Below are 13,018 nucleotides of genomic sequence, written 5' to 3'. Positions count from 1 at the left end.
CAAACACCGCGCCAAGCGCCACGACGTCGGCAAGACCGTCAAACGCGCCGAGACCATCAAGGAACACGAAGCCCGCCGAGGATAAACGCCAAGCTCAGACCGTGTCGAACATCCACTGGAACTTGGGGTCGTGGTGCTCCACAGTTTCGACAACGGCGCGCGTACCTTCCTCGAAACCGGCGGCGTCTTCGGCGGTGATGGCCACCTTGGGGTCGTACGGATTCAGAAGCTGATAGTTGTACGCCCAGAGCTGGTTGAGGCTGTCCGGCTGTTCACGCTTTGTGTTCTGGCAGAGCGTCGTTCCCGGAGTGATGCTTCCACCGCCCTCGTACCCGGGGACCTCCAGAACGAGCCCGCTGTGCTTGTTGACGAGGAAGCCGCTGTCGTACGTCCAGAGCTGGCTGTCGTGGTCACTGTCCTTCCTTGTCGCGACGGCGATTTCGCTGCCCTCGGAACCGCTGTTCGCGAGGTCTAGCACCTTCCCGCTGTAAACGTTCCGGATGAAGAAAAGCCCCTCTGGAACATTCATTTTTTCTCCTCATACTGAGCTTCGTTGCAGATGGCACCAGTTTGGGGCGCTCAGGGCCGGAAGCGATGTCAGGGAGGGCGCGAACCACTCGATCGAGTGGGGCATGGCCCGCGCCCTCGGCGCAGGGATGCGCCCGTGCGCCAGCAGGCATTCAGCGCACGCTCCCCGAGCTCGCCGCCCGCTCCGCGTATGGCGCCGGCACCCAGGCGCTCGTGGCCGCTGCCAGGATCGCCCAGTGACCACCCCCGAAAAGCTCGCCCAGGAGGCCGCCCAGCTCCTCGCCCACATCCGTGAGGACACCGCCCGCGCCGATGCCCTTCTCGTCCGGCTCCGCGACGGCGGGATGAGCTGGGGCGACCTCGCCGCCCTGATCGACCCCGACGATCCGCCCGCATGATCCAGCGCCCAGCGCCGCGTCGAGTCCGCCCGCCGGCGCTTCAACGCCGCCTGACAGTCACTGAAAGTCCCCTCCGCACGGAGGGGACTTTCAGTGACTGTCTGGGAGTTCTCGCTTCCGTGTCCGGGATGATTCTCAGTTCGGTGTCCGGTCTTGGGTGCTGTGGAGCGGGCCGATCCGGTTGTTTCTATGGGGTGTTGAGAAGTGGTGGCCGGGCGCTGGTGCTGGACAAGCAGTGAGGATTGGCTGGTCACTGAGTGAGGAATACCTGGTCAGCGGAGCGAGAGATCCAAGAGGGTAGGGTCTTTCTTGATCGTTTTCTGTTGGGGTGGTGCTGCCCCGTTGGTAGTGGTGGGGGAGCTGGGTGGGGTTGGTCGGGGCTGGGACGGATGCTGGCGTTTTGCGGCGGGTGGCGGTGCGGCGGTTGCTGGCGTTGGAGGGCCGGGGTGAGTTGACGCCGGGGCATGTGCGGATGGTTGCCCAGGCGCTGGGGGTGTCGGAGCGGACGGTGCGCCGGTGGCTTACTGCTGCCCGGGGGGAGGGGCGTTTCGGTCCGGCCGGGCGGGAGCGTTTCGCGGTCACGCCCAAGGTTTTGAAGCAGTTGGCGTTTCATCGGGGGAACGTGGCCGCGCTACACCGGGAGCTGGTGGCCGTGGAGGCCGCGGGCGGTGTGGTGGCGCCGTCGCTCGCGACGTTGTACCGGGCTCTGGCCCGGGATGTCTCGAGGGGGCAGCGGGCGGGGATGCGGGGCGGGGAGAATGCCCGCCGGGCCCATGATGTGTTCCTTCAGCGCCCGGCGGGGCACCGCAATGAGGTGTGGGAGACGGACCACGTCCAGGTGAAGGTGGACGTCGATATCGACGGCCGGCCGGGCAGGCCGTGGGTGACCTGGTTCATCGACTGTGCGACGCGGGTCATCTGCGGGTTCGCGGTGACCGCGCAGGTCCCCAGTCGCGAGAGCGTCCTTCTCGCGCTGCGGGACGCGATATCGCGGGAGGGGGAGCACGGTCCGTTCGGTGGTCTGCCAGGAGCGGTACGGGTGGACCGGGGTAAGGACTTCCTCTCCCGGGCGGTGGGGGAGGCGCTGGGGGCGTTCGCGGTGCCGGTGGTCGATCTCCCCGCCTACAGCCCTCATCTGAAGGGCACCGTGGAGGCGTTGAACAAGGCCGTGAAGCAGATGTTCTTCGCCCAGTTGCCCGGCTACACCGCCGCCCCGCGCCTGCCCGGCGGCAAGAGCGCCGGCACCGCGGTGTCCCTGCTGCCGCTGGAAGCGTTCATAGCGCTGCTCGGCCAGTGGGTGAGCTGGTGGAACAACGAACACCCGCTGCGCACGCTGAACGCGCGGACACCCGCCCGTGCGTGGGAGGACGACCTGACCCCGGTAGAGGATGCCGAGCCCGGCGCCTTGCACATGTTCACCCTCGAGGACGACGGCAGGATACGCACGCTCTCGGGCCGCGGTGTGCGCTGGCGCAACCGGCACTACGTCGCCGCGTGGATGACCGGGCACACCTCAGCCAGGGTCCGTCTGCGTTACATGCCCCACCATGACCACGAGATCGACGTGTACGACGCGGCCACTTGGAGCCACTTGGGGACGGCGTACCTGTCGAACCGGGCCAGCCCGCAGCAGATCCGCGAGCTGGGACGTGCCCGGGCCAGGGAGGCCGACCGCCTCAAGCGGCTGCTGAGCGCTGCTGAGAAGAACCGTGCGACCCGGTTCGCCGCAGCCACCCGTGGCACGCCTCCCGAGGTGCTCGGCACGGTGACTGACGCCGAGGCCGAAGCCGGCCTGCGCGCCCTCGGCGCGGCAGACCTCGGTCAGGCCGCGCTCCCCGGTTACTTGCCACCGCCTGCCGGTATACCGGCTTCCTGGACCGAGCCGGCCGCAGATGCCGGGCCGGACAGCGCACAGAGGCCCGGCCGGCCGGTCCGGGAGGGACAAGAACACGAGGAAAGTGTGGCTGCACTGCGATGAATGCCGCACCACGTCCCGCTGCTGCCGCTGCCCGTCCGCGTCGTGGGCCGCTGCCGCCGCCCCGCAAGGACCATTACCTGTCACTGCCGGACGCGAACGTGATGGGCACGGCCGCGATGAAGGAAACACTGGTCAACCTTCAAGAGGTTATCGACGCCCGGGGCATGATGTGCCTGTACGGGGCGGCGGGGCTGGGTAAGACGATGTCGGTCAACGCCTCCTTGCGGGAACTGGCCCCGCGCGCTACGCGCCGTATCGAGTTCCGCGGCCGCCCCACGGTGCTGGACATCCGCCGCAACCTGTTCAACGTGCTTGGCCTGCCCGGCTCGCCGCCCCGGCAGCCCACTGCGTTCGACACACTGTTGAAGGACGTCCTCGCTGAGGAGTTCCGGGTCCTGGTCTGTGATGAGGCCCAGTGGCTGCGAGAGGAGTCCTTCGAGTACTTCCGGCACCTGTTTGACGACCTCTACACCGACATCGCGGTCGTGTTCGTCGGCGGCGGCAACACCTACCAGGTCCTCGCCAGCAAGGACATGCTCGCTTCCCGGGTCCACATCTGGCAGGAGTTCACACCCCTGACCCGTGTGGAGGTTCTGACTACCATCCCCGCCTACCACCCGGTGTGGCAGACAGTGGATCCGGACGACCTGCTGTACACCGACGACATCGCCGCACACGGCGTCTTCCGCACCTGGGCAAAGATCACCTACCACGTGAAGCGGGCTCTGGAGAACAACCCTGACCTCAAGGTCGACCGCAACCTGCTGCGCTGGGTGTTCAGCAAACTCGGCCGCCACAGCAGGCCCTGAAGCGCCGCGCTGCCGCGCTGCCTTGACCGCGATACAAGCGTTGCCGGGCCTGCCGACCCGTGCCGGGAATCGACGCAACGCCAGAATGAAAGCACCCATGAGCGACGATTCACCTGCCGTCACCGTTCTCCTCGACTCCCACGACGAGGCGGCATACACACGCGCGGCTCTCGCCGCGCACCACCCGGCTGCCGGCCACGTCACGGTCCATCCCACCCCAGGCACGACCGGTGACCTGTACTTCGCCCACGACCTCCTGGCCGCCCTCGGTAAACCGCCGCTGCTCCCCGGCTTCCCTGCCAGCTCGGCACCCGTGTGGGAAGCAGTGACAGCGTGGATGGCCGCTTTGCCCATTGCCTACTTGACGGTGCTGCGCGCCCACCTGCTGACACCTCGCCGTATCCAGCGCCTGATTGACCTGCGCGCATTTACGGGTCTGCATCTGGTCCTTGTGTGTCACCGCCCGCGGTTGTCGGCAGCCTTGGACCGTGCCCTCCAGGACGTTGCACACAGCGTCGCAGCGGCCGACGACTTCTACGGTCCCGTCGTGTGCGACGGCCCCCTGCCCCGGCCCGCACCGCCGCGGCGCACCACGGAACGCTGGATCACACTGCCGACTCTTGACCGGCTGGTTTCATCGGACGGTTCTGACCACTGCATCGGCTGCATCCCACCGTTGATCGACTGGAAGTACCGGCCCAGGCCCCGCCCTCGGTCGCCCCAGACCATCGCGGAAGTCACCCGGCGGATCCACGCCGCGACCGCGCACCCCCGACTCGCCGCAGCACTGGCAACTGCTGTCTTCACCGGCGCCGCCGGACAGCAGCTCGACACCGTCCGTGTGAACGACTACGACGACCGCGCCTCCACCCTGGCCCTGCACGATCCCATCCGGCAAGTCGACGGTTGCGCCACCCACCCCGTGCCCGCCTGGGCACAAGCATTCCTATCCGCCGCCGCTCACTTCGCCCGTCTCGCACCCGCTCCTGGCAGAGCCTTGCTCACCCAGCCCGCCGACCACCGCTACCTCCTCCCTCTCGCCGAAGCCGCCAGGCTGCGACCGCCACAGCCCCCGCCGGCTCTCACCGAAGCGGCCCCGGCGTGGAGTGGTTCTACCGTGAACTGCAGGAGGCCGGACTGGGCGACGAGCCGGTCGACCACATCTCACGCCTGTTCTCACCCCCTCGTCCCAGCATGCGGCTATCCAGGCGACGGGCCCCCGGCACACGCCCGAGGCCCACTCGCTGAGCAAGAGACGCCGCACGCTGGCACCGTGCCGATCGCCGGGCAGCAGGCAACCGCAGCGCAGCACTCCCGATTCCGGCTAGCTCCAGCGCATGCCGAGGCGGTCCAGAGCCTCGAACCGTTCCGGTGAAAGCTTCGCTCTGCGGGAGCGCTGGTTGTCGATCCAGAACCCCAACTTGATCTCTGTGCCGTCGGTGATCTCCACGTGCTTGCGCGGGACGTTCAGGTGTCCCTCGCGCTGGGCATAGGCCCGTGCGGCGGCGAGGTTCCGCGCGAACTTGTCCGTGTGGGTGACATGCGTCGTGACCTGTGCGCCGTCGGCGGTGAGGGGCATGCCGAGTTCGTCCAGCAGCCGGCGTTGTTCGGGGTGGAGGCTGTCCCAGTCACTGCGCTGGCGGGCACACCACAGGCCGATGTCTTCCCCGGCCATCGAGTGGCCGAGCGCGAGGTCCGCCGATCCTCCCGCGACCACATGATGGCGCAGCAGGGTGTAGCGGCGCTGCCACACCAACGGCCACACCGGGCACCAGTACGGGTCGACTCCCTCCAAGGCTTTCCTGCGAGTGTCAGCCAGCGCTCCCGGGGCACCAGCCGGCAGCCGCGCTTCCCGCCGCCGGTTGGCCAGCCACGTTCCGATCGGATAGCCGTCCACGGCCGCCTCGTTCGGAGCCGAGAGATGCCCGTGGACCGCGTAGTACGAACTAGCCACCGACAAACCTTCGTTGAACGAGTGATCGGGGTGGCTCCACACCATGCCCATCTGCTCCAGCGCGGCGATACGGACGGGAGTGAGCCTGCCGGCGTTATGGGCGCGCCGCTGCTCCGAGATCCAGACGCCTACCGGGAACCTGCCGTCCTTCGCGTGGTACGGGACGACCAGGTGCCCGTGCAGAGAGTGGAACCGCCGTGCGGCCATCAGGCCGTTCAGCCATATCCGGGATTCGGGCCTGATCACACGCAGATTCACGAATGCCGCGATATCAGCGGGGTCTCGGGCAGATGAGAACAGCAGCGCCAGCCCCTCGATACGAGCCCCACAGGCACCGTTGTCCCCGCTGCCCGGCCAGGTGGCGAGCCGGTCCACCACCTCCGTGTCGTGGGCACGCAGCGCGGTGAGGACTTTGACCAGTGGCAGATATGAACCCGATCCCAGCCAGTCCTCACTGCGCTCGTCGGGGCCGAGGAAGACCGGCACCAGGAGCGAGGCGACCTTGTCCCCGCGCGGACCTTGCCGCAGGGCACGGCCGACGGTCTGGACAGTGTCGACGATCGACTCCCTCGGATCGCTGAAGACCACCGCATCCACCGCCGGTATGTCCACGCCCTCGGCCAGGACTCGGGCACTGGAGAGCACCGAACGCTCCACCACCTGCCCATCCGCCCGGTAGCCCCGAGCGAACTCCCCAAGGACCGCCCGCCGGTGGGCCATCCGGTGACCGCCGTACAGCCAGTCGGCCCAGACCCTTCTCGGATAGACAGCCGGATCCCCTTGGCGAAGGCGCCCGGAAGCCCCCTCCACCGACTCGGCGAACAGCCGTGCATCCGCAACCCGGTGGTGGAAAGTCATCACCCTCTGGAGATGATGCTCTGCTGCCGCCTTGAGCACGGCCGCCTGCAATGCCTCCAGCCGCCGCACCTCCGGGGGCTCCCCATCAGGCACCCCTACCGCCAGTGCCTGGTGGCGGATCTCCAGAACCACGATCTGGTAGCGGGCCAGCAGCCCGCGGTCGATGGCCTCGGCCAGCGTGAGCCGGTACACCACCGGGCCGAAGACCCTCTCGTCGTCCATCGAGGCGACCAGGGACGGCACCCCGGTTGATTCGTCAGCCTTCGCCTTCCACGGCTCGGCCACTCGCGGCGTGGCAGTCAGGTACAACCGACGGTCCGCCGGTACGGCGGCGTCGTCATGGATCGCAGCCCAGGGCTTACCCCACGGCCCCGACGTCCGGTGCGCTTCATCGACCACCACCAGGGCCCACGGGCCAAGCCCGGCCCCGTGAGCCTCCACAAGCACTGGCAACGAGGCATAGGTGGCAAAGACCGTCGCCCGCTGCGCTTGACCGACCCATCCCAGCACTTGCTGCCCATCGGTCGTACAGCGCACCCCGGCGGCATTCATCTCCGGATCGGCCCGCAGCGAGCAGACCGCCACTACCGGGCCAGTACGGCCCGCACCGCGCCAGGCGGCCACCGTCTGCACCAGCAGATCCAGCGTCGGCACCAGCACCAGCACCCGGCCCGAGCGCGCGACCCGCAAAGCGGTGTGCGCGCCCATTAGGGTCTTACCCGTCCCACATGCCGAGACGATCGTCGCCCGCAGCCCCGGCCCCACCACGCCCTCCGCAGACGCTTCCCCTAGAGCGCGTACCGCCGCGTCCACAGCCTCGATCTGATGCGGCCGCAGCGCGCCACTCCCCGCCATTGGCAACTCCGCCACTCGTCAGTAAAAGGGACGCTTCAAATCCGCCCTCCGTACGGGAATCATCCCCTTGTTTCTCCGTTCACTTTGCACCGGTTGTCATAGGGCGCCGATAGCGTGGTCAGCGCGGGCATGCCATGTGGGCAAGCCCGCTCCGGACCGGTGGAAGGACGTGCATATGGCGGATACGAGCAGCATCCTGCGAGCGGCGTGGGTGCCCGACGATGATCCCGAACGGGACTGGGCTGTCGCAGCGGGTCTGGCTGTGGACTGGATCCGGCAGGAGTGTGCGGAGCAAGGTGCCACCGGTGTGCTGGTGCTCAACGCCTTCGGGGTGGAACAGCAGATCCCGGCCCTGCGGCGCTTCGCGGCAGAACACACCATCACCACACCGCGTGCCTCGCGTGAACGCGCCGGGCGCGGTACCGGGCCGGTTTTCGCGTACGTGCCGGACGCGAAGAGCCTCGACTTCGCGATGAACCTGGCCCGGGCGTCGTCGCTGGTTGTGGTGGAGAGCGCCCACGGGTTTCCGCTCAAGGGCTGGGCACGCCAGCTCGGTGCCGTCGATCTCACTCGGCCCGACGCGCAGCCTGAAGCGCTCCCGCCTGAACTGGCGGCAGCGGTCGACCGGCTGGACTTCTACGGGAACAACGGTTTCGGTGACCGCTTCGGCAAGCAGCAGGCCCAGCGCATTCTGCAGGACCTGCGCGGGAAGGGAATCCTGGAACGCGAGGTCATCCTGGGGGCTTTGGCGGCGCGCGGTGCCTCCGACCGGTCGGTCCGTAACCTTGGCCAGCTGATCGACCAGCTGCACCGCCGGTGACCTGCTGAGGCACCGGACCCTGCCGGGCAGCCGCGCGCTCAGAACGGACGCACGCGCAACTGCCCGGCGTGTCACAAGGACCCTGCCCCGCACCCGCTCGGGTGCCGAGCCAAGGGTGGCGTTCCCTCCCATCGGTGCACGGGTTCAGCCGGTGGCGTCGTCGCTCTCCCAGTCGATGGTGCGCCGGTGTTCGGGATGGTTCTTGTCCATCTGGATGGCAGCGTGGATGGGCAGCGGGTGGCGGGTGCGGTGCTCCCAGGCCAGGGCGTGGTTGCACAGCCGCGCGGTGGTCAGGGCGTAGGGAAGTGCATCGTGCCCGTCGGGTCGCTGGATGACGGCGATTTCGGTGGTGGTGAGGTTGTGCCAGGTCTCGGCCTGTTGCTCCTTGTCGTCGCAGCTCCAACGTCCCTGATTTCGGCCGGACTTGGCCGATGGGGTCTTGCCGTCCATCTGGTGGGGTCGCCGGCTCATGAGGAACGTGGTGTCGGTACCGTCGAGCTGGAACAGGGCATTGCTGGTCTTGTCGCCGTCCTTGGTGGTGCCGTCTTCGTCGATCTCGTGGAAGAGCGCCGGCACAGGAATGCTCGGGTCGGCACTGGACGTGGTGCGGATGACCGCGCGAGGCCTGTGCTCGGGCGCCAGCGTGGCACCGGGCAACGCGGGCCTGCCGCCTGCCAGACCGTCGTCGTCGGGAAGCAGGTCGGCGTTCTTGTTCGACAGCAGTGGCCAGACCGGGCGGGTGGAGTCACCGGAGACGTAGAGCACGTAGCCGCACTCCAGGTGCCGGGCCAGCTCGAACAGGGCGTGGTCGATGCGGCGGGGCAGAGTGTCGTCACCGCGGCTGCCCTCAGGAATGGGGCGGCTACGCGACAGAGCCTGGGCTTGGGCATGCGTCCAGGTTAAAGACAACCGGTTCGCGCAGTGGAGGGGAAAGGCGGGTGAGTAGGCGCGCGAGGCAAGTCACGCTTTGCAGCGTCCGCAAGTCCGGAGGCCGCCACTGATGCCCCGGCCGACTCGCCCCGGGGCAAGCTGGGAGGCGTGACCAGTGCGCCGATCGTCGTGCACCGGCCCTCCCGTGCGGGTGGCAGGAGAGTCACTGTGCAAACCTCTTGGGACGCTGGGCCTCTCGCCTCGGGCCCTCAGCGTGCAGCGCACCCGCCACCAGGGGCACCTCACACCCCAACAGACCACCGCTCTCGACGAGCTGGCAATCCGCTGGTGAGCAGGGTGGACGGCGAATGCGTCCGCAAGATTCACGACCGCTGCCTTCGCTGGGCCCGGGCTGGGCGCAGGAGGATGGGCGTTCAGGCTCAGCAGTCCGGCTCGTCGGGGAACTGGTCGTACTTCGTGACGATCGCAGAAGACACGGCGAGAAGCTGGTTGCGGACGAGACCGGCGTCCAGCTTCCTGTCCGCGATCAGTCGAGAAGTTCCAGGACCGCGGCTGTCTCAATCTGCGTTCCCCAGCCGGTCCCCGCACATGGCTTGCGACGCAACAACTGACATCACGGTTCAGGGGATGGAGTTCCCCCAGGTCAGGTGGGGCTGGGGCACTCATGCTGCCTATCCCGAGGCCCGGCCCCTCCCACTGGAAAGGACCCACGGAGCGCAGCCAGTCGCGGGTCCAGGGCCATGGCAAGCGCCGTAGCCGCAGCGGCGTGGCCGTCGGCAACCAGCTCTTCCAGGCGTGTGTCCAGGCACACGGTAATGGCGGCGAAGTCCTCCGGGGTGAGTTGGTCGACAGTGAGCGCCGGGGTGGTGACCATCCCCGTGAAGATCGTTTCCGCGAGCGAGGGCCACTCGGTGCAGGTCACGGCCCCGAATGCCTTCCTGGGATACTTGTTGAAGGCGGTCGCGAGGCACCGATAGACGGTGGCACGGTGTTGTCGGCGCGTATGCGTTTTCTGATACGCGGACGATATGTGCCCGCTCGTAACATCGAGAGTATGCGTGTGTTGATCGTCGAGGACGAACCCTATATGGCAGAAGCTATCCGCGATGGCCTGCGCCTGGAAGCGATCGCGGCCGACCTCGCGGGCGACGGCGACATCGCCCTGGAAATGCTGAGCATCAACAGATACGACATCGCCGTCCTTGACCGCGATATCCCCGGCCCTTCCGGTGATGAGATCGCCAAACGCATCGTCGCCTCGGGCAGCGGCATGCCGATCCTCATGCTGACCGCTGCCGACCGCCTCGACGACAAGGCATCCGGCTTCGGACTCGGCGCCGACGACTACCTCACGAAACCGTTCGAACTGCAGGAACTCGTCCTGAGGCTCCGGGCACTCGACCGCAGGCGTGCCCACAGTCGGCCTCCGGTCCGTGAGATCGCAGGGCTGCGGCTTGATCCGTTCCGACGCGAGGTCTACCGGGACGGCCGCTACGTCGCGCTGACACGCAAGCAGTTCGCCGTACTCGAGGTCCTCATCGCCGCCGAGGGCGGTGTCGTCAGTGCCGAGGAACTTCTGGAGCGCGCGTGGGATGAGAACGCCGATCCGTTCACCAATGCTGTCCGAATCACCGTCTCAGCACTGCGCAAGCGTCTCGGTGAGCCATGGATCATCGCCACGGTCTCCGGCGTCGGCTACCGAATCGACGCACAGCCGCAGGCCGGAGACGTGGGAGAGAACCATGGATAGAGCGCCTGGATTGAGTGTCCGCCTCAAGCTCACCCTCAGCTACGCCGGATTCCTCATGCTCGCCGGTGCGTTGGCGCTCGCCGTCACAGGAGTCTTCCTCCTGCAACAGGGGTGGTTGCAGACCAACGAAGAAGGGGCATGGAAAAGTAACCCGGTCATCGACTTCGTGCAGGGATTCGCACCAACGGCAGCCTCAGTAATGGTGTCCCTCCTCGTATTCGGCCTCCTGGGAGGATGGATCCTCGCCGGTCGTATGCTCGCCCCTCTGGCTCGCATCACCAACGCCACCCGCACGGCCGCTACGGGATCGCTCTCGCACCGTATCCAGATGACGGGCCGCCAGGACGAGTTCCGCGAACTTGCCGACGCCTTCGACGCGATGCTCGCACGGCTTGAAGCACACGTCGCCGAGCAGCAGAGATTCGCCGCAAACGCCTCGCACGAACTACGCACTCCGCTGGCCATCTCGAAGTCACTCCTCGACGTGGCCCGCACCGATCCATCACACGACACCGGCGAAGTCCTCGACCGCCTCCAAGCCGTCAATACCCGAGCGATCGACCTCACTGAAGCGTTGCTCTTGCTCAGCCGAGCCGACCAGCGATCCTTCACCCGAGAACTGGTCGACCTGTCCCTCATGGCGGAAGAAGCCACCGAAACGCTGCTCCCCCTCGCGGAAAAGAACGGCGTTACCATCGAGACCCGCGGCGACATCACCCCCGCGAGCGGATCGCCGGCGCTCCTGCTGCAACTGACCATGAACCTCGTGCACAACGCGATCGTCCACAATCTGTCTGAACAGGGCAGGGTGTGGGTCACTACCGGAGTCCATTCCGGCACCGTGATACTCACGGTCGAAAACACCGGCGAGAAACTGCCTCCACGCCTGGTCTCGACGCTCACCGAACCATTCCAGAGGGGCACCGAGCGCATCCACGCCAACCAGACGGGCGTCGGCCTCGGCTTGGCCATCGTCACAACCATCACTCGGGCACACGACGGCACCCTCACCCTCACCCCGCGCGATACCGGCGGCTTGCGCATCACGGTGGAACTGCCCGCACGCACGTTCCTGCGGTCGTGATACGCGCCCCGCCGATCATGCGGGTGGCGCGGCCGTGTCGACGTACGCCAGGATCTGCCGAATGTCCCACGCGTGCTGCGCGGCATCGTGAGCATTCTTGTTCGCCACGTCCTCAGCGCGCAGGCTGTCCGTGCCGTGGCTGACGTACCCGTTCCAGCCTTCCGGATGCCGCTCGTCGCCCCGGCGTCCCTCGACCTGGTCCATGGTGTCGTCCGGCGTCAGCGACCAGTCGAAACCGCAGCCGCTGGTCGGTGCCTCGGCGACCTCACGCGGTCCGAGCGGCGATCTCCGACAGGAAGCCGTGTCCGACCTCGGCGGAGAGGCCGTGGTAGTAGCGGAAGCTGTAAATCAGCGGGTTCCACACCCCGGGGGGCGGCATGGACGCGCGGCGTCTCACACTCGACACTGAAGCAACCGCCCTCCGCACCCGGCGAGCGCGCAGGCACGCGCCTCCAGCTGTAGGACGTACTCAGTGACGCGTGGCAGGGTCACGAGATCGACGTCGGAAGGGGTGAAGCCTGCGGCGCGAACTTGTCGGGTTCGTGCTGGTACACCGCACGCCTACTCTCCGGCACCGGGTCGACCCCGGTGAGAGGGGCGCGGCGCTCCACCTGCGCCCAGAGGTCCGGCACGGCGACGTTGAGCACCAGCTCGGGCGTACGGCGAGGTTGCACGGCGTGGCTCGCATCGCCAAGGCCAAGGACCACGTTCTGGCCCAGGACCCAAGCGGAGGAGATCGGGGCGATGTTAGCGGTTTCGTCGTCGTTCTCGGTGGTCAACAGGACCACGGGCATGCCGAAGTACAGGATGCTCTCGGCCGGATCGCACGGTGGGCTTCGTGCCTCGTAGGCCAGGACGCTGAGGGCAGGGCCCCTCGGCAGGCGTCGAAGCGCCACCCGCCGACTATGGCCGGGTGACCAGCACCGACACCTTCACGAAGAGCCCGGCCTAGTCTCCTTGGGTGCCTCCCGACGGATCGCACCAACGCCGCCATGTGCCTAGGGCCTGTCCGGCGGATCTTTCGACTCGGCATGCCTGGCACGACTTCGTGGGCTGATCCCCGAGTATGCCCAAGGCTGCCGCTCCCGACGTT

At 67.5% G+C, this 13,018-nt stretch carries 12 protein-coding genes; 6 read left to right on the top strand and 6 right to left on the bottom strand.

Annotation, left to right across the window (positions count from 1 at the left end):
• Positions 1 to 94: 94 nt before the first annotated feature.
• On the bottom strand, positions 95 to 529 hold the full coding sequence (locus ACFYY1_RS42335) for an RICIN domain-containing protein (protein ID WP_388595372.1): 435 nt from the start codon (positions 527 to 529) through the stop codon (positions 95 to 97).
• A 235-nt stretch (positions 530 to 764) separates the two neighbouring features.
• Between ACFYY1_RS42335 and ACFYY1_RS42330 the strand changes: the two genes are divergently transcribed.
• The 3 genes from ACFYY1_RS42330 (at position 765) to ACFYY1_RS42320 (ending at position 3,713) form a co-directional block, all read left to right on the top strand.
• Positions 765 to 926: a hypothetical protein gene (locus ACFYY1_RS42330; protein WP_388595371.1), complete on the top strand. Its 162-nt coding sequence runs from the start codon at positions 765 to 767 to the stop codon at positions 924 to 926.
• A 415-nt stretch (positions 927 to 1,341) separates the two neighbouring features.
• Positions 1,342 to 2,904, top strand: coding sequence for a Mu transposase C-terminal domain-containing protein (locus ACFYY1_RS42325; RefSeq protein WP_388595374.1), 1,563 nt, complete (start codon positions 1,342 to 1,344; stop codon positions 2,902 to 2,904).
• Positions 2,901 to 3,713, top strand: a complete 813-nt coding sequence (locus ACFYY1_RS42320) for an AAA family ATPase (protein ID WP_383722426.1) — start codon at positions 2,901 to 2,903, stop codon at positions 3,711 to 3,713. The genes ACFYY1_RS42325 and ACFYY1_RS42320 overlap by 4 nt, the downstream gene beginning before the upstream one ends.
• Before the next feature lie 1,324 nt (positions 3,714 to 5,037).
• Here ACFYY1_RS42320 and ACFYY1_RS42315 read toward each other — a convergent pair.
• A complete protein-coding gene (locus ACFYY1_RS42315) occupies positions 5,038 to 7,380 on the bottom strand; it encodes a Helicase associated domain protein (RefSeq protein ID WP_388595368.1) in 2,343 nt (780 codons plus the stop codon).
• 175 nt (positions 7,381 to 7,555) lie between these two features.
• On the opposite strand from ACFYY1_RS42315, the gene ACFYY1_RS42310 reads away from it, so the two are divergent.
• The gene (locus ACFYY1_RS42310; protein ID WP_388595366.1) at positions 7,556 to 8,200 is read left to right on the top strand and encodes a hypothetical protein; all 645 of its coding nucleotides are present in this window, start codon (positions 7,556 to 7,558) and stop codon (positions 8,198 to 8,200) included.
• 144 nt (positions 8,201 to 8,344) lie between these two features.
• On the opposite strand, the gene ACFYY1_RS42305 is transcribed toward ACFYY1_RS42310, so the two are convergent.
• Positions 8,345 to 9,109 carry an RNaseH domain-containing protein gene (locus tag ACFYY1_RS42305; RefSeq protein WP_383725898.1) on the bottom strand — a complete coding sequence of 255 codons (765 nt, stop codon included), beginning with the start codon at positions 9,107 to 9,109 and terminating at the stop codon, positions 8,345 to 8,347.
• A gap of 1,036 nt (positions 9,110 to 10,145) precedes the next feature.
• On the opposite strand from ACFYY1_RS42305, the gene ACFYY1_RS42300 reads away from it, so the two are divergent.
• Together ACFYY1_RS42300 and ACFYY1_RS42295 are read left to right on the top strand one after the other, a co-directional pair.
• Positions 10,146 to 10,841 (top strand): response regulator transcription factor, encoded by a 696-nt coding sequence (locus ACFYY1_RS42300; RefSeq protein ID WP_383725895.1) that lies wholly within the window; start codon positions 10,146 to 10,148, stop codon positions 10,839 to 10,841.
• On the top strand, positions 10,834 to 11,925 hold the full coding sequence (locus ACFYY1_RS42295) for a sensor histidine kinase (RefSeq protein WP_383725893.1): 1,092 nt from the start codon (positions 10,834 to 10,836) through the stop codon (positions 11,923 to 11,925). Before ACFYY1_RS42300 ends, ACFYY1_RS42295 begins: the two co-directional genes overlap by 8 nt.
• A 15-nt stretch (positions 11,926 to 11,940) precedes the next feature.
• Here ACFYY1_RS42295 and ACFYY1_RS42290 read toward each other — a convergent pair whose 3' ends face one another.
• The 3 genes from ACFYY1_RS42290 to ACFYY1_RS42280 form a co-directional block, all read right to left on the bottom strand.
• Complete coding sequence (locus ACFYY1_RS42290) at positions 11,941 to 12,129, bottom strand: hypothetical protein (protein WP_383725891.1); 189 nt, start codon at positions 12,127 to 12,129, stop codon at positions 11,941 to 11,943.
• Positions 12,130 to 12,190: 61 nt separating this feature from the next.
• Complete coding sequence (locus ACFYY1_RS42285) at positions 12,191 to 12,322, bottom strand: hypothetical protein (RefSeq protein WP_383725889.1); 132 nt, start codon at positions 12,320 to 12,322, stop codon at positions 12,191 to 12,193.
• A 91-nt stretch (positions 12,323 to 12,413) separates the two neighbouring features.
• Entirely contained in the window at positions 12,414 to 12,821 is a 408-nt protein-coding gene (locus ACFYY1_RS42280) for a hypothetical protein (protein WP_383725888.1), read from the bottom strand.
• Positions 12,822 to 13,018: the final 197 nt, after the last annotated feature.

The sequence above is a fragment of the Streptomyces sp. NPDC001890 genome (genome assembly GCF_042891445.1).
Taxonomy (GTDB): Bacteria; Actinomycetota; Actinomycetes; order Streptomycetales; family Streptomycetaceae; genus Streptomyces.
This window is presented reverse-complemented; position numbering and strand designations above follow the sequence as displayed.

Excerpts from the sequence above, each read along its gene's own strand:
- ACFYY1_RS42335 (WP_388595372.1), bottom strand. The coding sequence starts at position 529 with ATGAATGTTCCAGAGGGGCTTTTCTTCATCCGGAACGTTTACAGCGGG.
- ACFYY1_RS42320 (WP_383722426.1), top strand. The coding sequence starts at position 2,901 with ATGAATGCCGCACCACGTCCCGCTGCTGCCGCTGCCCGTCCGCGTCGT.
- ACFYY1_RS42315 (WP_388595368.1), bottom strand. The coding sequence starts at position 7,380 with ATGGCGGGGAGTGGCGCGCTGCGGCCGCATCAGATCGAGGCTGTGGAC.
- ACFYY1_RS42310 (WP_388595366.1), top strand. The coding sequence starts at position 7,556 with ATGGCGGATACGAGCAGCATCCTGCGAGCGGCGTGGGTGCCCGACGAT.
- ACFYY1_RS42300 (WP_383725895.1), top strand. The coding sequence starts at position 10,146 with ATGCGTGTGTTGATCGTCGAGGACGAACCCTATATGGCAGAAGCTATC.
- ACFYY1_RS42295 (WP_383725893.1), top strand. The coding sequence starts at position 10,834 with ATGGATAGAGCGCCTGGATTGAGTGTCCGCCTCAAGCTCACCCTCAGC.
- ACFYY1_RS42290 (WP_383725891.1), bottom strand. The coding sequence starts at position 12,129 with ATGGACCAGGTCGAGGGACGCCGGGGCGACGAGCGGCATCCGGAAGGC.